The sequence below is a fragment of the Microbacterium sp. BR1 genome (genome assembly GCF_002812725.1).
Taxonomy (GTDB): domain Bacteria; phylum Actinomycetota; class Actinomycetes; order Actinomycetales; family Microbacteriaceae; genus Microbacterium.
In genome coordinates, this window is sequence record NZ_NMUN01000006.1 from 66,961 (window position 1) to 93,564 (window position 26,604).

General features: G+C 64.5%; 41 protein-coding genes. 40 read left to right on the forward strand and 1 reads right to left on the reverse strand.

Translation table 11 applies throughout. The annotated features are described in order from the left end of the window. The first annotated feature begins 53 nt into the window (after positions 1-53). The 39 genes from CGU35_RS11625 to CGU35_RS18380 all read left to right on the forward strand — a co-directional run bounded on the left by CGU35_RS11625 (position 54) and on the right by CGU35_RS18380 (position 24,890). Positions 54-1,295, forward strand: a complete 1,242-nt coding sequence (locus tag CGU35_RS11625; RefSeq protein WP_100809640.1) for an IS256 family transposase — start codon at positions 54-56, stop codon at positions 1,293-1,295. A 133-nt stretch (positions 1,296-1,428) separates the two neighbouring features. Next, entirely contained in the window at positions 1,429-1,959 is a 531-nt protein-coding gene (locus CGU35_RS18370) for a hypothetical protein (RefSeq protein WP_198519577.1), read from the forward strand. Beyond that, positions 1,956-2,309 carry a hypothetical protein gene (locus CGU35_RS11635; RefSeq protein WP_100811758.1) on the forward strand — a complete coding sequence of 118 codons (354 nt, stop codon included), beginning with the start codon at positions 1,956-1,958 and terminating at the stop codon, positions 2,307-2,309. Before CGU35_RS18370 ends, CGU35_RS11635 begins: the two co-directional genes overlap by 4 nt. Then, on the forward strand, positions 2,306-2,698 hold the full coding sequence (locus tag CGU35_RS11640; RefSeq protein WP_100811759.1) for a hypothetical protein: 393 nt from the start codon (positions 2,306-2,308) through the stop codon (positions 2,696-2,698). Before CGU35_RS11635 ends, CGU35_RS11640 begins: the two co-directional genes overlap by 4 nt. Next, complete coding sequence (locus tag CGU35_RS11645) at positions 2,695-2,919, forward strand: hypothetical protein (protein WP_157813955.1); 225 nt, start codon at positions 2,695-2,697, stop codon at positions 2,917-2,919. The genes CGU35_RS11640 and CGU35_RS11645 overlap by 4 nt, the downstream gene beginning before the upstream one ends. 112 nt (positions 2,920-3,031) lie before the next feature. Next, positions 3,032-3,307 (forward strand): LPXTG cell wall anchor domain-containing protein, encoded by a 276-nt coding sequence (locus CGU35_RS11650; protein ID WP_157813956.1) that lies wholly within the window; start codon positions 3,032-3,034, stop codon positions 3,305-3,307. Positions 3,308-3,511: 204 nt separating this feature from the next. Then, positions 3,512-4,804, forward strand: a complete 1,293-nt coding sequence (locus tag CGU35_RS11655) for a DNA cytosine methyltransferase (protein ID WP_100811793.1) — start codon at positions 3,512-3,514, stop codon at positions 4,802-4,804. Continuing rightward, a complete protein-coding gene (locus tag CGU35_RS11660) occupies positions 4,801-5,214 on the forward strand; it encodes a hypothetical protein (RefSeq protein WP_157813957.1) in 414 nt (137 codons plus the stop codon). Before CGU35_RS11655 ends, CGU35_RS11660 begins: the two co-directional genes overlap by 4 nt. Further along, positions 5,211-6,533, forward strand: a complete 1,323-nt coding sequence (locus tag CGU35_RS11665) for a DNA methyltransferase (RefSeq protein WP_100811763.1) — start codon at positions 5,211-5,213, stop codon at positions 6,531-6,533. Before CGU35_RS11660 ends, CGU35_RS11665 begins: the two co-directional genes overlap by 4 nt. A gap of 127 nt (positions 6,534-6,660) precedes the next feature. After that, positions 6,661-7,059, forward strand: coding sequence for a hypothetical protein (locus CGU35_RS11670; protein ID WP_157813958.1), 399 nt, complete (start codon positions 6,661-6,663; stop codon positions 7,057-7,059). Continuing rightward, on the forward strand, positions 7,059-7,199 hold the full coding sequence (locus CGU35_RS18180) for a hypothetical protein (RefSeq protein ID WP_157813959.1): 141 nt from the start codon (positions 7,059-7,061) through the stop codon (positions 7,197-7,199). Before CGU35_RS11670 ends, CGU35_RS18180 begins: the two co-directional genes overlap by 1 nt. Continuing rightward, the gene (locus CGU35_RS18185) at positions 7,196-7,426 is read left to right on the forward strand and encodes a hypothetical protein (RefSeq protein WP_157813960.1); all 231 of its coding nucleotides are present in this window, start codon (positions 7,196-7,198) and stop codon (positions 7,424-7,426) included. The genes CGU35_RS18180 and CGU35_RS18185 overlap by 4 nt, the downstream gene beginning before the upstream one ends. Beyond that, complete coding sequence (locus CGU35_RS11675) at positions 7,426-7,794, forward strand: hypothetical protein (RefSeq protein ID WP_157813961.1); 369 nt, start codon at positions 7,426-7,428, stop codon at positions 7,792-7,794. Before CGU35_RS18185 ends, CGU35_RS11675 begins: the two co-directional genes overlap by 1 nt. A 426-nt stretch (positions 7,795-8,220) precedes the next feature. Next, complete coding sequence (locus tag CGU35_RS11680) at positions 8,221-8,508, forward strand: hypothetical protein (RefSeq protein WP_100811766.1); 288 nt, start codon at positions 8,221-8,223, stop codon at positions 8,506-8,508. Then, a complete protein-coding gene (locus tag CGU35_RS11685; protein WP_100811767.1) occupies positions 8,508-8,966 on the forward strand; it encodes a single-stranded DNA-binding protein in 459 nt (152 codons plus the stop codon). The genes CGU35_RS11680 and CGU35_RS11685 overlap by 1 nt, the downstream gene beginning before the upstream one ends. Before the next feature lie 371 nt (positions 8,967-9,337). Then, the gene (locus tag CGU35_RS11690; RefSeq protein ID WP_157813962.1) at positions 9,338-9,829 is read left to right on the forward strand and encodes a hypothetical protein; all 492 of its coding nucleotides are present in this window, start codon (positions 9,338-9,340) and stop codon (positions 9,827-9,829) included. Next, a complete protein-coding gene (locus tag CGU35_RS11695) occupies positions 9,829-10,203 on the forward strand; it encodes a hypothetical protein (RefSeq protein WP_100811769.1) in 375 nt (124 codons plus the stop codon). Before CGU35_RS11690 ends, CGU35_RS11695 begins: the two co-directional genes overlap by 1 nt. A 64-nt stretch (positions 10,204-10,267) precedes the next feature. Next, positions 10,268-10,744 carry a hypothetical protein gene (locus CGU35_RS11700; RefSeq protein ID WP_100811770.1) on the forward strand — a complete coding sequence of 159 codons (477 nt, stop codon included), beginning with the start codon at positions 10,268-10,270 and terminating at the stop codon, positions 10,742-10,744. Beyond that, positions 10,741-10,998, forward strand: coding sequence for a hypothetical protein (locus tag CGU35_RS11705; RefSeq protein WP_100811771.1), 258 nt, complete (start codon positions 10,741-10,743; stop codon positions 10,996-10,998). The genes CGU35_RS11700 and CGU35_RS11705 overlap by 4 nt, the downstream gene beginning before the upstream one ends. Beyond that, positions 10,995-11,192 (forward strand): hypothetical protein, encoded by a 198-nt coding sequence (locus CGU35_RS18190; protein ID WP_157813963.1) that lies wholly within the window; start codon positions 10,995-10,997, stop codon positions 11,190-11,192. Before CGU35_RS11705 ends, CGU35_RS18190 begins: the two co-directional genes overlap by 4 nt. Next, positions 11,189-11,548 (forward strand): hypothetical protein, encoded by a 360-nt coding sequence (locus CGU35_RS11710; RefSeq protein ID WP_100811772.1) that lies wholly within the window; start codon positions 11,189-11,191, stop codon positions 11,546-11,548. Before CGU35_RS18190 ends, CGU35_RS11710 begins: the two co-directional genes overlap by 4 nt. Then, positions 11,545-12,207 carry a DUF7341 domain-containing protein gene (locus tag CGU35_RS11715; RefSeq protein ID WP_100811773.1) on the forward strand — a complete coding sequence of 221 codons (663 nt, stop codon included), beginning with the start codon at positions 11,545-11,547 and terminating at the stop codon, positions 12,205-12,207. Before CGU35_RS11710 ends, CGU35_RS11715 begins: the two co-directional genes overlap by 4 nt. A 112-nt stretch (positions 12,208-12,319) precedes the next feature. Beyond that, a complete protein-coding gene (locus CGU35_RS18195) occupies positions 12,320-12,751 on the forward strand; it encodes a hypothetical protein (protein WP_157813964.1) in 432 nt (143 codons plus the stop codon). A gap of 161 nt (positions 12,752-12,912) precedes the next feature. Beyond that, complete coding sequence (locus CGU35_RS11720; RefSeq protein WP_100811774.1) at positions 12,913-13,407, forward strand: helix-turn-helix domain-containing protein; 495 nt, start codon at positions 12,913-12,915, stop codon at positions 13,405-13,407. Continuing rightward, on the forward strand, positions 13,400-14,737 hold the full coding sequence (locus tag CGU35_RS11725; RefSeq protein ID WP_100811775.1) for a PBSX family phage terminase large subunit: 1,338 nt from the start codon (positions 13,400-13,402) through the stop codon (positions 14,735-14,737). The genes CGU35_RS11720 and CGU35_RS11725 overlap by 8 nt, the downstream gene beginning before the upstream one ends. A gap of 154 nt (positions 14,738-14,891) precedes the next feature. After that, positions 14,892-15,446 carry an HNH endonuclease gene (locus CGU35_RS18820; protein WP_442923051.1) on the forward strand — a complete coding sequence of 185 codons (555 nt, stop codon included), beginning with the start codon at positions 14,892-14,894 and terminating at the stop codon, positions 15,444-15,446. Positions 15,447-15,464: 18 nt separating this feature from the next. Beyond that, positions 15,465-17,096 carry a phage portal protein gene (locus tag CGU35_RS11735; RefSeq protein WP_100811777.1) on the forward strand — a complete coding sequence of 544 codons (1,632 nt, stop codon included), beginning with the start codon at positions 15,465-15,467 and terminating at the stop codon, positions 17,094-17,096. A gap of 256 nt (positions 17,097-17,352) precedes the next feature. Further along, on the forward strand, positions 17,353-18,606 hold the full coding sequence (locus CGU35_RS11740; RefSeq protein WP_100811778.1) for a phage minor capsid protein: 1,254 nt from the start codon (positions 17,353-17,355) through the stop codon (positions 18,604-18,606). A gap of 43 nt (positions 18,607-18,649) precedes the next feature. Next, positions 18,650-18,895, forward strand: coding sequence for an Acb2/Tad1 domain-containing protein (locus CGU35_RS11745; protein ID WP_100811779.1), 246 nt, complete (start codon positions 18,650-18,652; stop codon positions 18,893-18,895). Between the two features lie 397 nt (positions 18,896-19,292). Beyond that, complete coding sequence (locus CGU35_RS18375; protein ID WP_198519578.1) at positions 19,293-19,976, forward strand: hypothetical protein; 684 nt, start codon at positions 19,293-19,295, stop codon at positions 19,974-19,976. 33 nt (positions 19,977-20,009) lie between these two features. Next, positions 20,010-21,206, forward strand: coding sequence for an SU10 major capsid protein (locus tag CGU35_RS11755; RefSeq protein WP_100811781.1), 1,197 nt, complete (start codon positions 20,010-20,012; stop codon positions 21,204-21,206). 69 nt (positions 21,207-21,275) lie between these two features. Then, positions 21,276-21,641, forward strand: coding sequence for a Rho termination factor N-terminal domain-containing protein (locus tag CGU35_RS11760; RefSeq protein ID WP_100811782.1), 366 nt, complete (start codon positions 21,276-21,278; stop codon positions 21,639-21,641). A gap of 2 nt (positions 21,642-21,643) precedes the next feature. After that, the gene (locus CGU35_RS11765; RefSeq protein ID WP_157813966.1) at positions 21,644-22,060 is read left to right on the forward strand and encodes a hypothetical protein; all 417 of its coding nucleotides are present in this window, start codon (positions 21,644-21,646) and stop codon (positions 22,058-22,060) included. 9 nt (positions 22,061-22,069) lie between these two features. Then, positions 22,070-22,414, forward strand: a complete 345-nt coding sequence (locus tag CGU35_RS11770; protein ID WP_100811784.1) for a hypothetical protein — start codon at positions 22,070-22,072, stop codon at positions 22,412-22,414. 9 nt (positions 22,415-22,423) lie between these two features. Further along, positions 22,424-22,786 carry a hypothetical protein gene (locus CGU35_RS11775; RefSeq protein WP_100811785.1) on the forward strand — a complete coding sequence of 121 codons (363 nt, stop codon included), beginning with the start codon at positions 22,424-22,426 and terminating at the stop codon, positions 22,784-22,786. Beyond that, the gene (locus tag CGU35_RS11780; RefSeq protein ID WP_100811786.1) at positions 22,783-23,193 is read left to right on the forward strand and encodes a hypothetical protein; all 411 of its coding nucleotides are present in this window, start codon (positions 22,783-22,785) and stop codon (positions 23,191-23,193) included. The genes CGU35_RS11775 and CGU35_RS11780 overlap by 4 nt, the downstream gene beginning before the upstream one ends. A gap of 78 nt (positions 23,194-23,271) precedes the next feature. Then, complete coding sequence (locus CGU35_RS11785; protein ID WP_157813967.1) at positions 23,272-24,021, forward strand: IPT/TIG domain-containing protein; 750 nt, start codon at positions 23,272-23,274, stop codon at positions 24,019-24,021. Positions 24,022-24,042: 21 nt separating this feature from the next. Next, a complete protein-coding gene (locus CGU35_RS11790) occupies positions 24,043-24,507 on the forward strand; it encodes a hypothetical protein (protein WP_157813968.1) in 465 nt (154 codons plus the stop codon). A gap of 47 nt (positions 24,508-24,554) precedes the next feature. After that, the gene (locus CGU35_RS18380) at positions 24,555-24,890 is read left to right on the forward strand and encodes a hypothetical protein (protein ID WP_198519580.1); all 336 of its coding nucleotides are present in this window, start codon (positions 24,555-24,557) and stop codon (positions 24,888-24,890) included. A gap of 126 nt (positions 24,891-25,016) precedes the next feature. On the opposite strand, the gene CGU35_RS18595 is transcribed toward CGU35_RS18380, so the two are convergent. Then, the gene (locus tag CGU35_RS18595; RefSeq protein ID WP_232711286.1) at positions 25,017-25,211 is read right to left on the reverse strand and encodes a hypothetical protein; all 195 of its coding nucleotides are present in this window, start codon (positions 25,209-25,211) and stop codon (positions 25,017-25,019) included. On the opposite strand from CGU35_RS18595, the gene CGU35_RS11795 reads away from it, so the two are divergent. Next, on the forward strand, positions 25,174-26,604 hold a 1,431-nt coding region (locus CGU35_RS11795; protein ID WP_232711285.1), incomplete at its 3' end, for a phage tail tape measure protein. The genes CGU35_RS18595 and CGU35_RS11795 overlap by 38 nt on opposite strands.

Genomic DNA, 26,604 nt, shown 5'->3' on the forward strand with positions numbered 1-26,604 from the left:
CCGCGTGATCCTTCGAGAGAACTCTTCACATCCATCTCGAAAGGACCCCGACGATGACCGTCTCACCCCACGATATCGACCCTGCCCGCTTCCTCGAAGACCACCTCGCGCAGGCGTCTCCCGATCTGCTGCGGGAGATGCTCGGCACGTTCATCAACCAGCTGCTATCCGCGGACGCGGACCAGATCTGCGGCGCCGCTTACGGCACGATCAGCGACGACAGGGTGAACCGTCGCAACGGTTACCGCCACCGCGACTTCGACACCCGCGCCGGGACCATCGACGTGAAGATCCCCAAGCTCCGGCAGGGCACCTACTTCCCGGAGTGGCTGCTGGAACGCCGCCGCCGCGCGGAGGCCGCACTGACCACCGTGGTCGCGACCAGCTACCTCCTCGGCGTGTCCACCCGTCGGATGGATGACCTGGTGAAGACCCTCGGGATCACCGGGCTGTCGAAGTCGCAGGTGTCGGAGATGGCGCGCGACCTTGACGAGCAGGTGACCGCGTTCCGCACCCGGCCGTTGGACGCCGGCCCGTACTCGTTCGTCGCCGCCGACGCGCTCACCATGAAGGTCCGCGAGGGCGGCCGGGTCGTGAAGGTCGCGGTGCTGGTCGCGACCGGCGTGAACGCCGACGGCTACCGCGAGATCCTCGGTCTGCAAGTCAACTCGACCGAAGACGGCGCCGGCTGGCTGACGTTCTGGCGCGACCTCGTCGCGAGAGGCCTGACCGGCGTGAAGCTCGTCACGTCCGACGCACACGCAGGTCTGGTCGCAGCGATCGGCGCGACCGTCGGCGGGTCCTGGCAGAGGTGCAGAACCCACTACGCGGCGAACCTGATGAGCGTGACCCCAAAGTCCTCGTGGCCATGGGTGAAGACCCTGCTGGGCACGGTTTTCGACCAGCCCGACGCGGAGTCCGTGCACGCCCAGTTCGACCGCGTCCTGGACGCGCTCGAGCACAAGCTCCCCAGGTCGTTCGAGCACCTCGAGGCCGCACGTGAGGAGATCCTCGCGTTCACCGCGTTCCCGAAGAGCATCTGGCGGCAGATCTGGTCCAACAATCCGAACGAACGCCTCAACCGGGAGATCCGCCGCCGCACCGACGTCGTGGGCATCTTCCCGAACCGCGACGCGATCATCCGGCTCGTCGGCGCCGTCCTCGCCGAGCAACACGACGAGTGGGCCGAGCAACGCCGCTACCTCGGCCTCGACGCCCTCGCCGCCGCACGCCGCGTCGGCGAACCCACCACAGAGGAGGTGATCGAACCCGACCTTCGGGCCCTCACAGCCTGACCTCGACACGAGGGATCACACGATCACCGATACACCACGTCCCAGGACTTGACCGCAGACGGACATCGGTCTGTTGCCGAAGCAACTTTCGAAGGATGACAAGAACCGGCAAGCGTGCAAGCCGGGTTCATCAGTGTCGGCCGATGGGAAGTACTGCGGCGGGTATCACGCGCGAGCAATCCACCTCGACTATGTGGGCCATGCGGCGCTGACGAAGCGTCTCCTTGAGGCTGACCCGGAGTGGTCGTGGGAGCCGCTCGGGTTTGACGACAAGGGTCTGCCCGCGCTGGATGGCAACGGCGGGTTGTGGATTCGGCTCACCGTCTGCGGTGTGTCACGCCTCGGTTACGGCGACGCTCAGGGCAAGTCCGGCGGAAACGCCGTGAAAGAGGCGATCGGTGATGCTCTCCGCAACGCCGGGATGAGATTTGGTGCCGCACTCGACCTGTGGCACAAGGGTGATCTATCCGAGTTCTCTGACGCGCAGGGGAAGCCTGATGCGCCCGCCGATGCGGGGCCGCAACCGCCCGAGGGCTGGCAGGACTTCCTGCAAGGCATCGCGTCCGTGCAGGGCTTGCAGGAGTACTACGACGAGACCGCGCACGAGTGGTTCACGCCTGAGGTTCAGGCGGCGTTCACGGCCCGAAAGTTGGAACTCTCATGAGCGAGCCACTCAACCCTGTGCAGATCGAGGCCGCGATCCGTGAAGCGTCGCAACGCATCGCAAAAGGTGTGTCCGTGGTCTCCGAACGGTACCGAGCATTCCTGCAAGCCGAACACACCTTGGATGTCGCTTTCGCACGGGCCTACATGGCGTTCGGTGGTCCCGCACACGAGAAGCGGTACGCGGCCGAGTTGGAGACGATCGCGCAGCGTGAGGCTCGGGATGATGCGGATGCTGCTCACCGGTATGCGGAGAAGCAGTGGCGGGCGTTGTCGTCCGAGTTGGACGCGCTGAGGAGTATTGGGGCGTCCGTTCGTCAGGCGTACGCGGCTGGCGGTGGTGCATCGTGACCCGTTCGCGTCGTACCGCCCGTGAGGCGGGCACGAAGTTTGAGCGTCTCATAGCGGACTGGTTGAAGGTGCGTCTCAACAACGACAACATCGACCGCCGAACCCGTAACGGGCGTCTGGATCGGGGCGATATCGGTCAGGTTCGTGCCGCGCTCGGTGGCCGGATCGTCCTGGAGTTGAAGGACTCCGCCCGCCACGACCTGTCCGGATGGTTGGAGGAGGCGGAGCTCGAGGCTGCGAATGATGACGCGCTGGTTGGGGTGGTGGTGTTCAAGAAACGCGGCACCACGGACCCGGCCGCTCAATATGTCCTGATGTCAACGGAGTCTCTTGCCCGCTTGTTGACGGGTGGGGCGCCGGATGACGACGAATGGGGGACCGACGCATGACGAACTACCCGGATCACCCCGGCGGCATCATCGTCTGCGATGTGGACGGATGTGAACGCAAGCGACGTAATCACTGCTCGCCCGAGGAGCGTGAAAAGTGGCACGCGGAAACGATGGGCCAGTTCGTGCGCGACTTATGCCCGGTCCACAACCCGGTTTTTGACCCCGAGATGGAGCCCCTTCGTGATCGTCATTACTTCTTTGGCGGGAGCCTGTCGTGATCCCGACGATGCGCCATTCGACCGAACCGTAGCCCCTTGAACCGGGGGTGGTCTTGCGCCAACAAGACCACCCCCACCCATCAAACATCCCGAACCCCTGTGAAGGAACGAAATGCCCACCAAGTTTGACGTACCCGGGTTGCCGGATGGAACGGTGATTGTTCCGCAACCGGCAACATGCCCGGAACTCGCCGACGTGTACAACGCCCCGTCGTGTGCGTTCCCCCACGACCTGACCTACATCCCCATGGACATCCTGCCTGAGACGGGCGGGGAACTCTGGTGGTGGCTCGCCGCAATCGGTGTCCTGCTGATCCTCGGTGGGGTCATCGCCGTGGGGCTCCCCGCTGGTGTCGCCAAAGCACGCAGACGAGCAGAGAAGCCATGAGCCCCGAGACAACGCAGACCGGCATCCCGATCATCGACTGCGACAAGTGCGGCAACCGACACCCGCAGAACCGTGCACACTGCATCCTCTGCGGTACGGCGTCACTATTCATCGACGGTATGGGTTTCTGCATCGGATGTGCAGCATGACCGCGGAGTGGGATAACCGGTTCCCGTTGGAACGCCTCACCGAATGGCGCGCATCATGACGCCCCGCATCGTCGCGGTCGACGGGTTCTCGGGTGCTGGCGGTTGGTCGCTCGCGTGCCGTCGGCTCAACATCCTCGAGTACGGCAACGAGATCATGCCCGCTGCGATCCGCACGCGCTCGGCGAACGGATTCCGGACGATCTACCGGGATGCGTGGTCGGGGTTGTTCAGCCCGTGGATGGTGCCGCCTCACGACCTCAAGATCGATTCGCCGCCGTGCCAGACGTTCAGCATGGCCGGGAACGGCGAGGGGCGCGATGCACTCGGCGATGTGTTGCAGGCGATCGACGATCGCCGATTCACCGACCCCGCCCGACTGTTCGAGCTCACGAAGATGCTGGACCCGCGGACGGCGCTGGTTCTCACCCCGCTCGCGTCGGTGTGGGCGCATCGTCCCCGGTTGGTGGCGCTCGAGCAGGTTCCCGAGGTGTTGCCGGTGTGGCATGCGATCGGCGCGGTCCTTCGCACGCTCGGCTACTCGGTGTGGACGGGCATCCTGTCGGCCGAGATGTACGGCGTCCCGCAGACACGGAAGCGGGCGATCCTCATGGCGCGCCTCGACGGCAAGGTGACCCCGCCCACCCCGACGCATTCCCGGTTCTACTCGACCAACCCAACACGGTTGGACCCGGGCGTTCAGAAGTGGGTATCGATGGCCGAAGCGCTCGGATGGGGCATGACCGCACGTCCTTCACTGACCGTCACGAGCGGCGGCGCTGCGACCGGCGGCTACGAACCTTTCCCCACGAACGCCCGCGAGACGATGCTCAAGGCGCAGCGCCGCGGCGACTGGATCGTGAACGGTACTCAGGCAAACGCCGCGGTCCGGTCAGTCGACGAGCCCGCCCCGACAGTGCATTTCGGGGAGCACCTCAACGACGTGCGGTGGTTGATCGGAAACAACGATTCGCAACTCTCCGGGGGGCGCAAGAAGCGACAGTCGCGGCGGTCGGATTCCCCGGCGCAGACCGTCACCGGTCAGGCGCGGAACTGGAAGTGGGCGGATCAGCCCGCAACGACGGTAGCTGGCAAAGGCGAGATCACCGCGCGTGAACATCACGGCCACGGTGAGCAGTCCGGCACCGCCTTGAAACTCACGGTCGATGAGGCTGCCACGTTGCAGTCGTTCCCGTCCGATTTTGTCTGGCGGGGCTCGAAGACGAAGCAGTTCTTGCAGATCGGGAACGCCGTGCCGCCGTTGATGGCGCAGGCGATCCTCGGCGCGCTGTTGGCGGCGCCCGGTGAGCGTGACGCGTGGGATCTCGTATTCGCGGAGGTGGCGGGATGAGCGCCCCGACGATTCAGGTTCGCCGTTCTGTCTACGAGCGCGACGGGAAACAGTGTGTCTCGTGTCGCGACGTGGATGGTTTGACGTATCAGCACCGTGCATCGACAGGTATGGGCGGGTCGAAGAGTCAACCCACGGTCGTCGGCGGACTCACCCTCTGCTTGCTGTGCAACCAGTCCTGCGAGGCCGAAAACCAGACCCGTGCGATCGTCTGGGGTCACAAGATCCGACGCTGGCAGAACCCCTCCAACGTGCCCGTCTTCTACCCCCACGAACACGCCTGGTACCGGTTCGAAGGCACCCGCCGCATCCGTATCACGTCGGAGCTTGCGGTGGAGATGATGTGCGCCGCTCACGGGGACACGTGGATGCAGCTATGGGCCGCAGAGATGTTGGGAGACCTGATATGACTCTCCACTACGAGGACGCAGGCCTGCGGCTCTGGCACGGGATGAACATGGAGATCCTGCCGACGTTCGCCGACGGAACGTTCGACTCGATCGTGACGGACCCGCCGTACGAGCTCGGGTTCATGGGCAAGGGGTGGGACTCATCCGGCATTGCGTACGACGTAGACGTGTGGCAGGAGTGCCTGCGCGTGCTGAAACCGGGCGGGCACCTGCTCGCGTTCGGAGGTTCACGCACCTGGCACCGTATGGCCGTCGCGATCGAGGACGCCGGGTTTGAGATGCGCGACTCAATCGCATGGCTTTACGGCTCAGGATTCCCGAAGTCGATGGATGTCTCGAAAGCAATCGACAAGGCCGCCGGTGCCGAGCGAGAAGTAGTCGGGAAACGCAACCGCATCCTGAACCGCGAACCCTCCGACAAGTGGGTGAAGTCGAACGAGGAAAGCCGGATTGACCGCGGCGAGTCAGGTCTGACCGCCGGCTCCGGTGTCTGGTCGGACGTAACGTGCCCCGCGACTGAGGAAGCGCGGCAGTGGGAGGGCTGGGGCACCGCGCTGAAGCCAGCCTTCGAGCCCATCGTCGTCGCGCGAAAGCCCTTCCGTGGGACCGTCGCAGCGAACGTGCTCGTGTACGGCACGGGCGCCCTGAACATCGACGCGACCCGGATTGCTACGGACGACAAGCTCGGTGGCGGAGCGGAGTCTGGCGCGGGTCTGGCGACGAAGTCCGACGGCTGGGATCGGCCCTGGATGAAGGACGCCGACGAAGTCGCTGCTCACGCCGAGCGTGTTCGGGCGAACGTTGCGAAGGCAGAATCCCTCGGGCGATGGCCGACGAACGTAGTTCTGGACGATTCGCAGGCTGACGCGCTCGACGAGCAGACCGGCGTCCTGACGAGCGGGAAGCTCGCGGCGCACCACGCGCGAGCACCGAAGGACGCGGGCATCCTCGGTTCACACGGGGCAGCCGAGGGTGAGCGCGGATACGGCGACAGCGGCGGTGCATCGAGGTTCTTCCCGACGTTCCGTTACGAGGCGAAGGCGCCGACGAGCGAGCGCCCGAATGTCGAGGGCACTGTCCATGCGACGGTGAAGCCGCTCGCGTTGATGCGCTGGCTGGTCCGACTGGTCACCCGACCGGGAGGCCGGGTACTCGATTTGTACGCGGGGTCCGGGACGACGGGTGAAGCGGCGTTGCTCGAGGGCATGGAGTGCGACCTGATCGAGGCGGAGGCGGATCACCTGCCGTTGATCCTCGCTCGGATCAGGAAGCCTTTGCAGCCGTCGATGTTCGGTGACTGGGACGGGGACGCAGCATGATCGCTACGCCTCCCACTGTCGCTCACGAACCCACACCGGGCCGATGCAAGCGGGCATGCTGCTGGACTCCGCTGGGTCACTCTGGCGCCGCTTCGGGCTGCACATGCCACCCGAAGGGGGACGAGTCATGAAGTCCCGAGTGAAGACGATGCCGAAGGGTCTTGTCCGTGACGTCATCGAACGCGACGGCGGCTTCTGCCTGCTCGTGCTCCCCGGATGCATGGGCGAAGCATCCACCGCAGACCACCGTGCTGACCGAGGCCACGGCGGCTCCCTGGTCCTGAACCACGGTGCCGCACTGATCGCCGCATGCGGGCTCTGCAACGGACGCAAGACCCACCTGCATCCCCTCGAGCGAACCCCCCTGATCCGACGCGGACTGATCGTCGCGAAGGACTCCACCAACGAGAAAACCCTCGCCCGATGCAAGGAAACCCCAATCGAAACGGTCGAGGGCGAACGGTTCTACCTGATCTCCGCAAATGAACGCACGCGCGTCGAAGACATGATGCGAGGAGACCGCTGATGGCCGACAACAACGCCCTGGCCGCATGGCTCCGTGCCCGCGCCGAGAAGGTGAAGCCACCGATCGCGAAAGCCATCTACGAGGGGTTGCGGATGCGTGTCGAACGCGGCGACTTCGACGAACCGGAGGCCGAATCGTGAGCGAGATCCCTGAGTACAACCCGACCGATCTAGACCGCGCAGCCGTCCAAATCGTGCTCGAACGCATCACAGAATCGCAATCTTCGGCCCCCGAGTGCGTCGTTTGTGGTCAACGCGCGAACATTCTCGACCGATTCGGGGCCTGCTCCAAGACCACAACGGCACACCAAGAGCACCGTGCGGAGCTCGAAGCAGAGGAAAACATCATGCAAAAGAGGTCCCGCTGATGGCTAACGGATTGCCGTGGGTCCGCATGGACACCGACACACACGATCACCCCAAGGTCGTCGAGTTCATCGACGAGCACGGGCAGCGAGGACTTGCTGCGATCGCGGTGTGGAAGTTCGCGATCGAGTACAGCGGGCGCCACGCAACGGACGGACTGATCAAGAAAGCCGTTCTGGCGCGTATTCACGGGAATCCCACGATCGCCCGGCTCCTTGTCGACGGGGGATTCTTCGAGACATTCGAAGGCGGATGGCGTGTCAAGGGGTACGACGAACACCAACCCACGAGAGAGACGGTCGAGACGATGGCCGCGGCGAGATCCGAGCGAGCTCGCGCCGCAGCGAACGCGAGGTGGGGCAATGGGTGATGCGTTGAGCAATGCCCGAGCATATGCGCCGGGCATGCGTGCGGAGCATGCGATGCCGAATGCCACGGTACGTAACGGTACGTACGGTACGTACGGAACGGCACGTCTCCAAGACCAAGGAACAAAATCTCAGCTTCCTGATGCACCGGCCCCTGTGGATAAAGGTGTTTCCCTCACGATCCCGACACATGTTTGGGGACGTCTCGCAACCGCCGCCGACGACCGAGGCGTCTCCGTGTCCGACATCATCGTCGCCGCACTCCGCCCATTGCTCGCACCGGAGACGTTGCAAGCCCGCGTGATCCAACTCGCCCGCGCGGGCCTACCCGACCAACGGATCTGCGAAGAGACCGGCCAAGACCGCGCGTATGTCGCACGAACACGCAGAGCAGCGGGAATCCCCGCGAACAAACAGAGGAGAACAGCATGACCACTGAAACGTTCTGGAACGGAATACCCACTCAGGCACGTCGCGGAACCGCCATTGTCGACGACGCACCGGAGTTCCCGATGTACTGGGCGGCAGACATCGTCGGCCAGCGAATCCCCGTTGTCGAAGTGGTGCTCGACGGCGTGAACTTCGGCGGTGGTATCGACTATCTCGACGACCGTGACGGTTCCGGGTGGGCGAAAGTCACCGAAGGTCGTGGCGCACCCCGCTTGGGGCACAGCCGCGTCAGTATCAAGTCCGATTCTTTCGAGGCAGCGCTCTGATGGCCGGCGAGACCATTCTGACCGTTGTCGGCAACCTGACTGCGGACGCGGAACTCCGTTACACCCAGTCCGGGAAGCCTGTCGCGAACGGCACCATCGCCAGCACCCCGCGGACTTTTGACCGTGCGTCGAACGAGTGGAAAGACGGCGAAGCCCTGTTCCTCCGGTTCAGCGCGTGGGGTGAGCTCGGTGAGCACGTCGCGGGTTCGCTGACGAAGGGCATGCGGGTCATCGCGACCGGCCGTCTCAAGCAGCGTTCGTACGAGACGCGTGAGGGCGAGAAGCGCACCTCGATCGAACTCGAGGTCGACGAGATCGGCCCCTCACTGCGTTACGCGACCGCTCAGGTCACGCGTGCCGCAAGCGCCGACCGGGGACAGCACGCCGCGCAGTCTGCCGTTGAGGAACCGTGGGCGACTCCGGGGGGTGGGAGCTATGGAGACGACACCCCGTTCTGAAGCTGAACTCAACCACCTCCGCGCTTATGTCCGGTTGTTGATTGGCGATCTAGACCAGGCGCGCGCAGACGGGACGGTGTTGACGTACGGGTACATCCAGCATCGCCTTCGCGACGCACTCGAAGGGTCGGATCACGAGGGGGTTCGTCATGATCGATAACGATGTTGTGGGGTTGCGGGCACTAGCCGAGAAAGCAACACCCGGACCATGGATGGCGGGAGATCCGCAGCCATTCGTGCCAGGCGCACAGGTCCGCCTCTATGGCATGGGTTGGGAACCGATCCGCATTGAGGAGTCGTCGGGGCGGCATGTGCGTCCGACGACGGATGCGCTCCTGATCGTTGCGGCGGTGAACGCGCTCCCGGCCCTGTTGGACGAGATCACCACACTCCGAGCTGAGAAGGACGCCGCTATTCGCGAGATGCATTCGCGGGAGTTGCACCACTTCGAGGAGGAGCAACGATCGGCGTCGCTTGAGGCTGCTCTCGATGACCGGGACGCACGGATCGAGGCCGCGCGGAAGGAACTGGGCGGCTACATCTTGCAGGAGACGCAGGACGGCGGATCGCCCGATCCGGCCGTGGTCCGTGCAGATGACGTTCTGGCTGGTTTGCATGACACGGATGGCGGCTCGTGCTGGTGCGGTCCGCGCGTCGTGGATGTCCCGAGCGCTGTTCCTGTCCCGCAGGACAACCCCGAGCCTCGGGGGACTCGGTCGCGACGCGAGATTCAGGAACGTCATGGCGAATGGGACAAGTCGCGGGGAGTTTATGCAGACGGCGCCCCTCCCGACGAAGCGTTTGCTGAGTGGGAGGCGCAGGACAACCCCGAAGCCACACGCGAAATGGGCGGGGGCGAGTGATGGCCGACAACTACCGCTTCGACGTCTCAGGGGCCGACCTCACGACCGCGCTCGCCTTGGCGTTTGTGGACAACCGCACCGTGAAGGGATGGCGTGTGCAGGCACGGCAGGACGAACCGCCGCGCCTGATTCTCTACTGGTACGTCGGGAACGACAAAGACGTGACCCTGACGCCCGCCCCGTTGAACCTCGAAGCGTCGGTCGCGCTCGTGCAGCAGTGGCTCGACGCAACACCCTGGGACCCAAAGCACCCGTGGAACGAGGTGCAGACCAAGAAAGGGTCACGCGTCTACAACGAGCAGTGGGGTCATCTGGACGGCGCGCACGGCGCATTCGTCGCGGTCGAGCCCTACCAGCTTTGGTACGGGAAGTGAACGCGATGCCCAGACATCTACCCACCCCGTCCCCTGATGTCCGACCGAAGAACGGAGAGAACCCATGACCGAGCAGAGCGCGTGGACACCCGAAGGTGGGGGCGAGTGGAACGCCAAGCGAGACTTTCGCCCGGCTGGTGGTGTTAGCCCGACCGCACCCGACGAACGCGAAGAGATCACCGACGAAGCGCTCTGGGACTTCGCAAACGACCTACTCGACGCATGGAACATCGAAGACACGAACTCGCCATCCTTGCTTGAGGACTTCCGGGATCGGTTCGTCGCTCGGTTCCGGCCTTCTCGTGAAGCGACCACAGAACCCCAACCCATCACCGACGCCGACGTGGAAGTGGCAGCGCGCGCGATATTCGCGGAGGAGCAGTGCGATAGGCGACAGAAAGCGACGCCTGAATCACTTGCCGAGAACTGGTCGAATCGGCTGAACGAACGCGACCAAGGCGAGTACAGGGATATCGCCCGCGCTGCTCTCGAAGCGGTGGAGGCTTCACGGTCACCCAAAGACAACGGGGGTAGGTCATGAGTGAGCCGATCGCACTGCGAGTACCGAAGTCCATGCACCCCGACGATGTCGTGTGGGCATTCCGATATGGGGTCGCGTGGGCGCGTTACTCCGTGCTCAGCGATGCATCCGCGATCCGCCGCCACGGCCTGGCATACACAGTGCAGTTCGCGAACGTACACAAGCTAGCCGACCGTGTGCGGCGCGAATCGACCCGCAGACTACGCGAACGCATCGCCCAGCGGTCACCCAAACCCACAGAGGTTGAGCGATGAACCGGCGGGAGCGGCGTCACTGCCCGCACACGAACCTGCGCGGCATCTTCGGCGACGAGATCAACTACATGCCGGGTGGCAGGCGGTTGGAGTGCCTTTCGTGTGGGCGGGTTCTCGACGGCCCGGTGATCCTCGCCGTGGTGCGTGCGGGGGAATCCGAACTACTGGCAACCCGTGAGGACGGTACGAGATGAGCGAGCAAGCGCACGACATGAGCCGCTTCTGGCGACTGTTCACCTACCAGCACGGACGTATCAACGGAACATTCGTCGTCATGGCAGGCAAGGACGGCCCCCACAACGTGAAGCCTTTCGACGTCAGCGTGTACGCCGACGAGGCGCGCACATGGGGTCGCGTGCTCAGATCGGAAGACCTGACCGCGTTCGTGAAGGACGGCGAGATCGACATCCCGAAGCACATGATCCGTGAGGACGTGCGCTACGACATCGAGGACGCATGGGACGACATGCTCGCCGCAATCCGAGCATGCGTAGCCGCTTTTCCCGCCCCCACCCCGCCCGCCCCTTCTGTTCCGGAGGTAACCCCATGACCGAATATCTGCTCGACGCGGTAGACGCACTCACGAAACCCACCCAAACGAAAGTCGTGCAGTGGATCACCGTGGACGGGGTGGAGAAGACCATCGCTACCCCGGTGCATCACGAATCGTTGCTGGATCAGCTCGAGGCTGCGATCCGTGGGGTGATGGACGGCACCGCCGGCGGCAACGCATCCACATCATCCACCAGATCCCTGCTCAACGCGGACGCCCTGTACCAGTTCGTGCTCATCGAGAACGCGATCCGCGAATGGTGTCGCCTCGGAGGGGTGGCGACGAAGAAACACCCGGCCGGGAACCTGCGCGCATGGTACGTCGCGAGACTCGCCCACCACGACCTGGACGACACCTGGCACATCGCACAACTCGAAGCATGGGCACGCACCATCCGTGGGATCGTGAACCCCGCCCGGGTCATGGAAATCACCACCGCGTGCCCCACCTGCGGCGCCGACACATGGACTGACGCGGACGGCACCGTGTACCGGCACCCCGTCCGCGTCGAATATCGGGAAGGCCCCGAAGATGACGTCCTCCGCCACGCACGCGGCATGTGCAGGGCATGCGACATGGTGTGGCTGGGTGGTCACGCGTTGCGGGCCCTGCGGTGGCAGATCGACGAGCCCGAAACGAAAGCGAGCACAGCATGAACGGGTGGAAGTCCGAACAGCAACGCACCCGGTGGGTCACCGTGTTCCGGGTCCTCGCCATTGCCGCACCCGTCCTGTTCACGGCCGGGGCCATCATGCGATGGAACGGGCTATGACCCTGACATTCGGTGTCGCCCCCGAAGATCAAGAAGTGCCGTGCTGCGGGTCCGCCGTGTACTCGGGCGGTGACCGATGCGACTGCTGGGTCGTCGAACTCGCCGGACCACAACAGCCACTCCAAGAGGGCCCCGTAAGCGTGCGGCGGAAAGCATGCGAAGACTGCGCCTACCGCACCGACTCCGTCGAGAACACCCGCGGAGAAGAACCCAACCCTGGCGGCGGCTTGATCTTCTGCCACTGGGATGCACCCATGGTCGTCCGCGCCATCCACCCACCAAGCGGCCACGTCATCGAATACGCACCCGGAGAGGTCTACGACCCCGTACAGCACGGCGACCGGTACTGGAAGATCGACGGACGACCACAGGACTACTGCGCCGTCTCAGGTGCCATCAACGCAGTACGGAGAACCCACCCCCGATAATCACACCGTTGTCATTCGTTGCGTGATACTGTTGGCGATGTCCCCCCACAACCATGCGTAAAACGCGGTTGTCGGGGGCTTCGTCGTTTCTGAACACGACCATCCCCAAGGCCCCAGCCTTCCCGTGACAGTGCCCAGGCGGCACACGATCGAGGTGAACCATGGCACGAGGTCGCCCGGTCGAAGCCAACGTACGCATGCGCGCGATTGAGCTCATCAAGTCAGGCATGCCCCGGAACGCGATCGCCCGCGAGTTGAGCATCGCCCCGTCGTCTGTGTCACGGATCGCTGCGGAGGAAGAACTCAGCTTCGATCGCGCGAATCAGACCGCGTCTGCGACGGCTGCACGTCAGCATGACCTCAAGGTTCGGCGCCTGGAACTCATCGATGAGCTGATGGCGAAGGCCGCGGATCACATCGTCGCAATCGATCAGCCGTTCTTGACGTTCAACATCGGCGGCAAGGACAACGTGTACACGGAGCACACTCTGGACCGTGCGCCGACTGGCGACATTCTGAACCTGCACCGCGCGGCGTCGTTGGCGATGAAGGATGCCCGCGAGCTAATCCATGACGATGACGACGAGGGTGTTGCTGAGGCTGAGTCGATGTTGATGAACCTGATCCTCGAGCTTGGGTTGCACGAAGATGAGTGACGTCGACGACACCGAGAAGTCGGATGTTCTGGGCCCGCAGCAGATGCGGTCTCTGCGCGAGTCGAAGGTTCGCGTCAACATCTTCGAGGGTGCGATCCGGTCGGGTAAGACGATCGTCAGCCTGCTGCGGTTCCTGATGGCGGTGTTGTTCGCTCGTGGTGGTGTGATCGTGGTGATCGCCCGCACCCGGGACTCGGCGTACCGGAACGTGTTCGAACCGCTCATGACTCCGAGCCTGTTCGGTCCCCTCGCGCGGCTTGTGCACTACACGGCCGGCGCACCCACGGGCCGCGTCCTCGGCCGCACGGTGCATGTGTTGGGTGCGTCGGATGCGAAGGCCGAGAAGGTGCTCCGTGGTCTGACCGTCGCGTTGGCGTACGTCGATGAGGTCACGGTCATCCCGGAAGAGTTCTTCACCCAACTCCTCGGACGCATGTCCCCTCCCGGTGCGAAGCTGTTCGGCACCACGAACCCGGATTCCCCGGCGCACTGGTTGAAGGTCAAGTTCCTCGACCGGATCGCGACTGGTGGTCTCGTCGGGTGGCGGTCCTGGCATTTCCAGCTGGATGACAACCCTGCCCTGTCTGAGGAATACAAGAACCAGATCAAGTCGGAGTTCACCGGGCTCTGGTTCAAACGGTTCGTCCAGGGCCTGTGGGTTGCCGCCGAGGGCGCCGTGTTCGACATGTGGGATCCGGAGAAGCACACCATCGCGTGGGATGACCTTCCCGAGATGCGTGAACTAATCTCCGTGAGTCTCGACTACGGCACAACGAACCCGACCGCCGCGCTCATCCTCGGCGTGTCTGCCGAGATCGACAGTCTCGGCCGCCCTACACCCCGCCTGTTCTTCGTTGACGAGTTCCGTCACGACTCCCGCCTCGAGCAGCAGAAACTCACAGACTCCGAACTCGCCCGCGACTTCATGCTGTGGCTCAACGACCGTCACCTGCCCGCGTCGACACAAACGAAACTGACTCCCCGCTACACGATCGTTGACCCGTCCGCGGCGTCCTTCAAGGTCGAGTTGCGGAAGACACACGGTGTCACCTCAACCGACGCGGACAACGACGTGCTATACGGCATCCGCCTGCTCGCGTCACTGATCGCATCGGGTTCGCTGCTCGTCGCCCGACCGACCGAAGCGAACCCGAATCGCGGGTGCCCCGGCTTCATCAAGGAAGCACCCGGCTACGTCTGGGACCCGAAGGAAACCGCCAAGGGCGTGGACAAGCCGATCAAGATCGCCGACCACTCGCTCGACGGTGGCCGTTACGGGGTCACCACGACTGAGAACATTTGGCGCCGCTACATCAAGCTCGCCGCGTGAATGTCGGGGGTGCACGGTACCGTAGGCATGTAGGACCCCCGCGAGGACGGCAATCCCCCGGGGGCATGACCGACTGGTTGGAGTCGATATGCCCGATGCTACCTGTTCCATCGAAGGCTGCGAGAAACGCTCCTTCCAGCGCGGGTGGTGCCCGATGCACTACACGCGCTACGTCCGCCACGGCGATCCGCTCAAGCTCACGCAGGTGTCGCCGAACGCAACGCTAGCTGAGCGCCTAGCGTTCACTGGTTGGACATTGATCGTCCGTCGTCCCGAGCTCGGCTTCTGCTGGGAGTGGAAGGGGCGTCGAAACGCGGATGGCTATGGGTGGACATCTCAACCCGGACCGGTCAAGAATCTGCTTGCGCATCGCGCGGCATACATCGAATGGGTCGGTCCCATCCCGGATGGGCGAGTAATCGTTCGGCACCGCTGCGATAACCCGCCGTGCATCAACCCCGCCCACCTAGTGCTGGGCGCCGATTCTGACAACTCGCATGACGCCTTGGATCGGCTACGGGTCGCGAACGGCGAACGTGCGGGGTCCGCGAAGCTCACAGACGCTCAAGTAGCTGAGATCCGGACGCGCTATGCAGCGGGTGGGGTCAGTCAGCGGGCTCTCGCCGCCGAATATGGCGTCTGGCATCAGCACATATCGAGACTCACACGGTTCCAGAAGCGCAAGACGCCCACGAATCCACGCATCTGACTTCTGTAGGGGGTTCTTGTGGTAGACACCTCCGACCAGTTCCCGCCCGCCCCGTTTGATATCGCGTTCGCCCGGTTCCGGGAGCTCGACGCATGGTACAGCGGTGACGCGACGACGCTTGCGGAGATCTACTCCGGAACCACTGCGGCAGCTGCACCGACGCACACGATCTCCGGGCGTTCGTACCGGGGCGGTGTGCTCGGGTCTTTGTCGAAGATGTTCATCGGGCAACCGGTGATCCCGGACGAGAAGCGCATGCGCATGCACTTGCCCCTCGCGGCTGACTTGTGCACGTTGTCGGCGGATCTGTTGTTCGGTGAGGCGCCGCAGGTGTTGTTCCGCCGCCCCGATGACGCACCTGTCGCTGAGGGTGAGTTGAGGAAGGATCGGAAGCGGTGGGTTCACCCCGCACAGGCCCGCCTCGACAAGCTGATCTCCTCCGATGAGGCGCACGCTGAACTGTTGCTCGCTGGCGAGTACTCGGCCGCGCTTGGTGGTTCGTACTTGGCGGTCGCGTGGGACGCGGACGTTGCTGAGCATGTGTTCCCGAAGGCATACGCCGCGGACTGTGCGATCCCGACATTCCGTCACGGGCGTCTGCATGGTGTGAAGCTGTGGTCTGAGTACCACGACGGCAATGAAGTGTTCCGTCTCGTCGAGGAGCACAAGCCCGGTGTGATCGAGTACACCCTGTTCCGCGGCACGATCCGCACACTGGGCACGGCGGTGCAGATCGAGGAGCGTCCGGAGACAGCGCATTACGCGAAGCTGCGCACCGCGGCTGACCTGGATGTTCCCGAAGGCGCGCTCCCGCAGACTGTTGCGATCGGCACAGGAACTGACCGGCTCGCGGTCACGTATTTGAAGAACGCTTCCCCCGTCCGCGATTGGCGGAAACTGGGTGTCCTCGCGGACCTGGGACGTTCCGACTTGGACGGGATTCAGGACGAGCTCGACAAGGTCGACCTGGCGTGGTCGTCGCTCATGCGGGACGTGGACAACGGGCAAGGCCGCCTCGTCGTCCCGGAGGAGATGCTCGAGATGTCCGGCAAGCCCGGCGAGGGCGCGAACTTCGACGTGTACCGGCAAGTGTTCACCCCGGTGAGCGGTTCCCTCGGGAAAGCTGCTGACGGTAACGGGCCCATGTCGATCGTGCAGTTCGCGATCCGTGTCGAGGAACACCTGGGTGTGATCAAGGCGTTGAAGCGGGAGATCGCGTCCGCTGTCGGATACTCCGAATCACACCTCGGGTTGGATGACGCGCGGGGTGGGCAGACGGCGACGGAGATCGTCGCGGACCTGTCCGACAGTGAGCGCACCCGGGACAAGAAGGCGTTGTACGCGAAGGGTGCCCTCGCACGCTGGTCGCTCGCGGCGTTGGAGATCGATAAGGCCGTGTTCCGGTCTGGTGAGCTCGGTGACCTCACGAACATGCCTGATGTGGTGTTCGCGCCGGTGTCGCAGGCTGACCCGGAGAAACTCGCTCGGACCGCGCAGTTGTTGGATGCGGCTCGCGCGGCTTCCCGCAAGGAGATCGTCCGCACTCTGCATTCCGATTGGGATGAGACGGAGATCGACGCGGAAGTGGAACTGATCATGCAGGAGATGGGCACACCAGCCCCGGACCCTGCCGGTTTCACTGGCGTCTGATGCGTGTCTTGCTCGGCTTCACGTCCGGGATCATCGTGACCGTAACGGTCCTGAAAGTGTGGCGGGTCGTCATCGGTTGGGCGTTGTCGAGAGGCGACTGATGGACGTCGAAAAGCCGGTCCTGTTCCCGTGCGCGTGTGGACGGTTGTGGCCTTCACCGGGCTATGCGGCGGACTGTGCCGACCAGGATGCGATGGAAGCTGACGACCGGGAGCATGTCCGGTTCTACCGGTCCAACAACTGATCGGGGGAACCCGTGGCTGTGTTCGTTCCGAACCCTGACCGTGGCTCCGTTGAGGAACTCGTCGAAGCCCTGTCTCTCGAGCTCGCGTCCCGGTACAGGGATGTGGAAGACGAACTGATCCGTCAGGTCGCCGCCCGTGCCCGCCGGGACATGGAACTCGCGAATGAGCTCCCCGATCGCACGTTCGGCGGGCTCACCCTCACGGAACGGCGCCGGCAGAACCGGATTCTCGCTGAACTGTCCGCACACCGGGCGGTTGCTATCCGGGAACTGCAGGGCCAAGCGGTCGCGATGGTTGATCGACTCAAGGCCGCGGATCTCGCGCAACGTCTCGTCGATGTCGCTGCACGTGAGGGTGAAGCTGCCGCGGCCGCGCAACTCGGGTTCGCGGCACGTCAAGCCGCCCCCGCAATCGCGTTGCCGATGCTCGGTGGTCAGACGGCGGTGTCGGCGCTCACGTTGACCGGTACGGCGACACAGGCCGCAACACTGGTCGCACTGTCGCTCGAGTCTCGCCTGGAGATCCTGAATCAGCGGATCACCCGGTACCCGCAGGACGCCTATCAGCGGGTTGTGTCGCTCTACTCGCCGTCGACTCTGCTCGGTGTGACGACGTCACGTGTGCAGCAAGCGGCGACGGTGCAACGGTTCCTCGCGGAAGGCATCACCGGGTTCGTGGATCGTTCGAACCGGCGTTGGACTGTCGGCGCCTACGCGGAAATGGCCGGACGTACCTCAGTGAATCGGGCGTTCAACGACGCCGGGACGTGGCGGATGGGTCAAGCCGGAATCCACCTCGTCACTGTGGTCCGCGGGCTCGACTCGTGTGCACGGTGCGCCGCGTGGGCGGGGAAGATCCTCTCCACGGACGGAACACCCGCCGGGCCCCGGTTGCTGCCGCGACAGACCGGCACGGGAGCTGTGACCGTGGAAGTGTCCGGCACGGTCGACGAGGCTCGCGCGTCGGGCTGGAATCACCCGAACTGCAGGTGCCGTCTCGTGCCCTTCATGCCCGGCCTCACGGTCCCGCAAGAGGACACTACGTACGACGAGGCTGCGGAGAAGGAACGTGCCGAACAGCGGCGCCTCGAGCGTGACATTCGGGCCGCGAAACGCCGTGAGGTGTCCGCGATGGACGACATGTCCGGACGCCGCGCCAAAGCGGATGTGCGTGAAGCGCAAGCCGAGATGCGGGCGTTCATCGAACGCACCGGCCGCAACCGATCCTCGTACCGCGAACAACTCGGATTCGCGGACGGCCGATAGACGTCCCAGCACTCGGCTGGGCGAACGAACACCGGAGGTCAGCATGGCAGAGTCCACGCCCGAACCCACCATCCTCGAACAGCGCTTCATGGCTGCTGCAACAGGGAAGCCGCCGACAGACGAGCAGCGCGCCGCTGTCGCTCAGATCACCGTCGCGGTCATCCACCTCGCGTCGCACATCGAGGCTCTCGTGCCCGCTGGCCGCAACAAGTCCCTCGCGCTCACCGCGCTCGAAGACGTGCAGATGCGCGCTAACCGCGGCATATTCGCCACCGGCCCATCCGCCTGACCAATGATGATCCTCACGGTCGAGTTCCGTGATCACGCTCACGCCCCGTGGAAACGGTCGCACGCGGCATGGTCGTTCGAAGACCTCATGTGGTTGAACCGGGCGTGCGGGTACGAGAAGTACCGCGTATCGAGGATCGCCGCCTGAACTGAGCTCGGGTGTCAACGCGGAACTTGTCCCGCGAAGGCCTCCCATAATCGCCTGCTCCTTTCTCAGGCGTGGAGATGCACCTGCACCCGAATGCGGGGGCCTGGTGGCGACTTCCCTCGCTCCCAGTCCCCCGCCCCATAGTCCCCGCGCCGCTGTTGACCCTGCGCTTCGGCGGCGCGGCCCAAACTTCCTACACGCAGGGTGTGGGAATCACCGATCCCGGCAGGCCCGGGGGAAGAAGAAGACCATGACCGATCCGAACCCCACTCCTCCCGTCCCGCCGGCACCCCCGGCCCCGCCAGCGCCCGATCCTGCGGCACCTCCCGCGCCCGCTGCCCCGCCGTGGGGTGATGACCCGTCGAAGTTCGATCCGGACAAGGCGTGGAAGCTGATCGAGAACCTCCGCACGGAAGCTGCCGAACGGCAGACGAAGACGGACGCCGCGATCCAGGCTGCTGCGGAGAAGGCGCAGAAGGACACGCTCGCACAGTTCGCGAAGCTCCTCACCGGGGAGAAGGAACCCGAAACGGACCCCGCGAAACTGTCGGCCACGATCGCGGAGAAGGATCAGGCGCTCACCGCCGCACAGACCGCCGCGGTTGACGCTCAGCGCATCGCACAGGTCGCGATCCACGGCACCAGCCTCGGCGCGAACCTGACCGCGCTCCTCGCCGACCCGGCATTCAAGACCTCCCTCGCATCGGTAGACCCGACGCAGGAGGCGGACATCAAGTCCGTCATCACCAAGGCGCTCCAGGCGAACGCCGCACTCAAGCAGCCCCCCGCGCGTTCAGGTGACGTCGCTCCCACGGGCCCGACCGTCCAGTCCCTCGAAGCTCAGCTGAAGAACGCTGAGGAGAAGAAGGATGCGGGCGAAATCATCCGACTGACTCGCGCGATCGTGTACGCACGCAACGCGCAGTCCGCATAACCCGTCGCTTCGGCGACAGAAACGGAGACCAGCATGGCTGGAATCAGCGGGCAGGGGACCACATACAACCTGCCCAACTACGTGGGGCCACTCTTCCAGGTGAGCCCCGAAGACACCCCGTTCCTCTCCGCGATCGGTGGTCTCACCGGTGGCGAAGAGGTCAAGTCGACCGAGTTCGAATGGCAGACGGAAGACCTCCGCGCGCCGGAGCCGAACCGGTCACGTCTCGAGGGCGCGAACGCACCGACGTCGGACCAGCGTGTCCGCGCGAACGTGACGAACGTCGTCGAGATCCACCAGGAGACCGTCGAGGTTTCGTACACGAAGCAGGCCGCTACCGGTCAGCACTCGGGCACGAACAACGACCAGACCAACCCGGTCCAGGCGGAACTCCCCCACCAGATCACCAACGCCCTCAAGGCGAAGGCGACCGACATCGAGGCGTCGTTCCTCATCGGGCAGTACAACAAGCCGTCTGACAACACGACCGCCCGGAAGACGCGTGGTCTGATCCCTGCGATCACGACCAACGTCATCGAACTCGGTGAGGCGCACGCTGCCCTGTCGGCCACAACCGACACGATCGCGGAGACCTCGACCACGCTCGCCAACGGTGACGCGGTCCGGTTCACCGACGTGGGCGCTTCGACGGCGATCTTCCTGAACCGCGTGTACTACGTGGTCGGTAAGACGACGAACGCGTTCAAGGTCGCCGCGACCCTCGGCGGTACGGCGATCACGATCGGCACCGCGACCGTTGCGCTGTCGAAGCTGACCACCGCTGGTCCCACGAAGGAGTCGTACGACGCCCTCTTCCAGCTGGTGTTCGACAACGGTGGCATGCGGGAAGGTGCGACGCAGACCATCATGGTCGGCTCGCGTCAGAAGCGGTCCCTGTCGACGGCGTACGCGAAGGCGTTCGGTCAGTACCAGGAGGCGTCCCGGAACGTCGGTGGTGTGAACTTCACGACCATCATGACGGACTTCGGAACGTTCAACGTGATCCTCGACCGGTGGATGCCGGCCGATTCGTTCGCGGTCGTGTCGCTCGAGCAGTGCAAGCCGAAGTTCCTCCGGATCCCCGACAAGGGGCACTTCTTCGAGGAGCCGCTGGCGAAGGTCGGCGCCTCCGACAAGGTGCAGATCTACGGTGAGGTCGGCCTGCAGTACGGCAACGAGAAGGCGCACGGAATCATCCGTGGCCTGCCCGTCGCCCCTGTGTGGTCGTAGCACGTGAATGATCCCGGGGCGGGGTGTTCTGCCCTCCGCCCCGGGATCACCAACCGGAAGGGAAGCGTCATGCGCATCATCCACCCCCGCCCTGCTCTGGGCCGTCAGTCTGCCCTCGGTGTCGATTTCCGTGACGGTGTCGCAGTGGTCGAGTCTCTGCACCCGGAACGTGAGCTCGCGCTCATCCGCCACGGGTACACGATCGAACCAGACCTCGAGGTGGAAGCCCCGCACCAGGAGGCCATCGGGGAACCGATAATCGACCTCGCCGTCTTGTCGCGTGCAGAACTCCGCGACATTGCCGAGGTGGAGGGTCTCGAGGTCACCACGAAGATGACCCGCGACCAGCTGATCAAGGCCATCTCCAGTCTCCCCGCCACCCCTATCCCTGGCGACGTCGACAACGGTGACGGTTCGTTCACCGGCGGGGTGTGACCGTGTCCCGCATTTACGCGACCCCCGGCGATTACGACACGTTCGCTGAGGAACCTTTCGAGGGTACGGCGACGCTCCTCACGAAACGACTCCGGGCAGCATCGATCGAGGTTGAGAAAATCACCCGCCGCGCATGGTACGACACCGACACGGACGGTTACCCGACCGACACGGACATCAGTGCGGCGTTCACCGAAGCGACGTGCGCGATCGTCGAGTACTGGGTGGAAACAGACGACCCGATGGGTGTGGAAACGCTCGAGGGTGCCGTGAAGATCGGTTCCGTGTCGCTCGGCACCACCTCCAGCAGTGCGACGGTCCTCAGCGAGGGTGAGAAGTTGGCCCGCCGGATCGGGTCACGCGCGCTCGACATTCTCGCGAACGCCGGCCTCATCAACTCGGCCGTATCCCACAGCTAGGAGCACGTCATGGCCCGGCTCAGGAAACGGCACCTCCCGCACAGGGTCACGTTGCAGATGTTCCAGGGGGACACTGCGGAGAGTGACAGTTGGGGCACCGCTGTTGCGGATGTGCCCGCGTACGTGGAGCAGAAGACACGGCTGGTCGTTGACCGCCGGTCGAACTCCACGACGAAGGGGCAGGAAGTCACCTCGACCACCTTCGTGGTCCTGCTGCTCGAGAACGACGTGCAACCCCGCACCCGCGTGACCGTGTGGGGTGGAACATCCCGGGCCCGCACATCCGAAGTCATCGACTCGGCGTACTACGAGTATCCGGGCGCCCCTTCCCATGTCGAGCTTTTTCTGGAATGAGGTGACCACATGGGTGTTCGCGCTGTCGTAACCATGACGAACAACCTCACCCGCGCCGGTGACGAGATCACCGCCGACCTTGTGCAGGGCGTGAACCTGGCCCTCGAACGACTCCTCACCCTCGCTGTCGACAAATCCCCGTGGGATCAGGGCACCCTCGCCGGAACCGGCGCTGTGGAGCCCGCGACAGACCCCGATGAGGGCGGCGCAGTCACGTTCGACACCCCGTACGCGGCCCGCCTGCACGAGCACCCGGAGTACAACTTCTCCACCGACTCGAACCCGAACGCCCAGGGCAAGTACCTGGAGAACGCGGCGGTCGAGAACAAGAAAGAACTGGGCGACATCATCAGGAAGCAGGCGCAACGGTGACTGACGCACCTGAACTGATCCTGCGTCGCACTCTCGCGTCCATGCTCGACGCCGCCGACCTCGCCGTCTACCAGCCCACCGGCACGATCCCCGAACGCGGAATCCGCCTCGACGGCGTGTTCCCCACGAGCACCAGCGAGTTCACCGTCCTCACCTCGCTCCCCACGGTGCGCGACGGGCGCGCGGACGCCCTGTATCGGGTGCAGGTGTATACGCGCCGCACCGGGTCACCGAACGTCACCGAGAAGTGGGCTGTAGACCTCGCGGCCCTGCTCGACCACAAGGAATACACACCCCAGGTTCTCGGGATCTCGTGGGCTGAGGAAACCTCGAGGCTCCCGTTCGACCCGGACGCTCAGGGACGCCCCGCCGTCGCGTGCACGTACCAGTTCCGCGGCCGCGCGTAACCACCCCATAGACCGCCCCTCCGCGTGAGGGGTCGTCGGCAGGCGCCGACATCCCCACAACAAACAAGGAGAATCATCGTGGCTGACCACACCCTGTACGACACCACCGCCCCCTCGGACGGTTCCCTCGCGCTCGCGCACCAGAAGATCCTGCGACTCAAGCAGTCCGGCGTCTTCCAGAACATCACCGGCGACATCAACAACCTCGCCGGCAACCCCACCCCGATCACCGTGCAGCGTGAGGTGTACGGCACGAAGGGGCGCCAGTCGCAGGACATCATCGGCTACAACTTCGCACCGACGTTCGCGGTCGAGGGTGTCCGTGACCCAGTCACGAAGCTGCTCGTCGCCGGTCAGGCGTGGCTCGTCGACCTGCTCGACGCCGCGTTCTCGGAGGGTGAGGACAACAAGCGCGAGTTCCAGTGGTTCGACGCGCTCGACGACCGTCTCCCCGCCTTCCAGGGCACGTTCTCGGTCGCTGTCGCGGACCTGAACACCGGGTACGCCGACAAGGGCGGGTGGACGTTCACGCTCACGAACGACGGTGTCGTTCAGCGCATCACGTCGCCGATCGCGGGTGACGGTACGCCGATCCTCGAGTCCGCGACCCCCTCGGGGCAGACCACCGGCGACCTCATCGTGGTCCGCGGGTACGGTCTCGCATCGACGGTATCGGCAACGATCGACACCCAGTCGGTCGCGGAGATCCGTATCGTCGACGACAACGCGGTGGTCCTCCTGATCCCGGCGACCGTGTCGGGTTCTGCCCCGATCATCGTCACCAACGCCGAGGGCGCCTCCAACTCCCTCGCCTACACGGCCGCGTAGTCAGAGAGCGCAGGGACTCTGATGGCTATCACCGCTGAAAAGGTCGGTCGCGACTTGCACCTCCGGATGGAGGGGATCGAAGCACCGTTCGTGGTTCATCCCCTCCCCGGTCGTGCGGGCGTCCAGATCACCGACACCTACCTCACGTCCATGAACGGTGAGGGTGGTGTCGAGGACATCACGAACGCGCTCATCATGGCCGTGGATGGTGCACGACAGAACGCGATCACCGGCATCTGGGAACCCGTTCCCGAGGACGAGCAGGTCAACTTCACCCGCATCGGCCTCGAGCTCTCCCAGGACGAATCCGAATCGATCCTGATGCCTGCGTTCTTCTGGCAGACGATCCTCGGGATCAAGGGTGTGCAGGAGTACATCGAGGGCGGTGAGGGTCTCTCGGGCACCCTAAAAGCGGCGGGGGCGTTGACCGCCCGTTTGGGTCGCTTGACCCGGCGGACATCGCCCAGGGCATCCGCGACGGTCTGATCATCGGCGTCGGGCGTCCCGACGAGAACGGTATCTACCCGGAGCACGTGTTCACCCCGGAGTGGCGGGAACGCCGGAAGACGGCAGCGGCCGGTGCCGCACCGAAACCGGTCGGTCTCACCGGTCTGGAGTTGTGGGGCCTGTTGTGGCCGGAACTGTTCGGTGAGATCGAACTCGACCTCGCACAGACCAGCCTCATCCCCAACCTGGATGCGGCTCTGGATTCCCGGCCGTGGCATTTCGTGCGCGCCGGGATTGAACGACTCATCGACATCGACGGCACATGGGTGCAGAAAGCGGTGAGAGATGGGGTTCGACGCCGGCGCGCTGCTGTTCAAGATCCAGACGGTCGGGGCGGCAGTCTTCAAGAAGGATCAGTCTGACGCGTCACAGGCGCTCGAGAAGACGGGTCGTTCCGCGACTGCTGCGGCGACCGATCTGAACAAGTCCGGTGACGCGACCGACACTGTTACGAAGAAGGCGCGCGCCGCGAAAGCCCCCCTGAACGATCAGGCCGCGGCGACGAAGAAGGTCGGCGACGAGTCCGCGAAGGCGAAGCCCGCGCAGGAGCAGCAGGCGAAGGTCACCGAGCAGCAGGCGAACGCGGCGAAGCAACTGTCGGTCGGTCTGCTCGCTGCGGGTGTCGCTGTTGGTGCGCTCGTCGGGATCTCTGTCGCGAAGTACGCCGAGTTCGACGTTGCCATGTCGAACGTGCGCGCCGCGACGATGGCTACCGCGGAAGAACAGCGCGCCCTCGGTGCTGCAGCGTTGGAGTCTGGTGCGGACACCGCGTATTCGGCGTCTGAGGCCGCTGGGGCGCAGGAGGAACTCGCCAAGGCGGGCCTGAGTGTTGCGGACATTGTGGGCGGTTCGCTGAACGGTGCGCTCGCGCTCGCCGCCGCCGGCCAACTCGAGGTGGCCCGGTCCGCGGAGATCATGGCGACCACCCTCAAGGTGTACCGCTTGCCTGCCGAGCAGGCCGCGCACGTCTCCGACCTTCTCGCGGCCGCGGCTGGTAAGGCGCAGGGTTCCGTCGATGACGTGTCCCTCGCGCTCGACTACGCCGGCATCGGCCTCGCCCAGTTCAACGTGCCCCTCGAGGAATCGGTCGGCGCGCTGGCGTTGTTCGCCGCAAACGGCATCCTCGGAGAGAAAGCTGGCACAGGACTGCGCGGTGCTCTCGCGGCGCTCACGGGGCCTTCCGCGCTCGGCGCGAAGACGATGAAGGAATACGGCGTCGAGGTGTTCGACGCGCAAGGCAACTTCGTCGGTCTCGCTGGGGTTGCCGGGCAGTTGCGGACCGCGTTCGCTGATCTGACCGAGGAAGAACGCGCAGCCGCGTTGAACCGGATCTTCGGCAACGAGTCGATGAACGTCGCGAACGTCCTCTACAAGGAGGGCGCCGCCGGGGTTCAGGAGTGGACCGAGAAGGTCGACGACTCCGGGTTCGCCGCCGAGCAGGCTGCGATCAAGCAGGACAACCTGGCCGGTGACGTCGAGAAACTCGGCGGGGCGTTCGATACCGCGTTCATCAAGACGGGTGCGGGCGCGAACGAAGTGCTCCGCACAATGGTGCAGGCAGCGACCGAGCTCGTCGACATTTACGGGGAGCTCCCCGAACCTGTGCAGGCGACCGCGCTCGTCCTCGGTGTCGCGACGGCTGCTGCCCTGATTTTCAGTGCGGGTGCTGTCGGCTTGCGGGTGAAAATCATCGAGCTCAAGGCTCAGATGGATCTTGCGAACATCAGCTTTCGCGCGTACCGCGCTCCTCGGTGGCGCCGCTGGTCTCGCCCTGACCGGTGTGGTTTGCTGTGGTCGCGTTGCTCGCGCAACGGCAGGCAGAAGCCCGTCAGCGTGCGGAGAGCTACGCGGACACCCTCGAAGAGGGCAACCTGCGGATCACGAAAAGTTCGACGAAAAAGGAAAAACTTCGCGACCGCGAAAAACTTTTGCAAGGCGGAGCAAGTTCGTTTTCCTTGTTTTCTTTTCGAAACGCGGATCAGCCCTGGACGCTGCGGAAACAGTTTTTGGGTTGTTCACGCTTTCGACACGGCCGCGGAATTTGCCGCGCTTCGGTTCACGCGGACGCACTTCAAA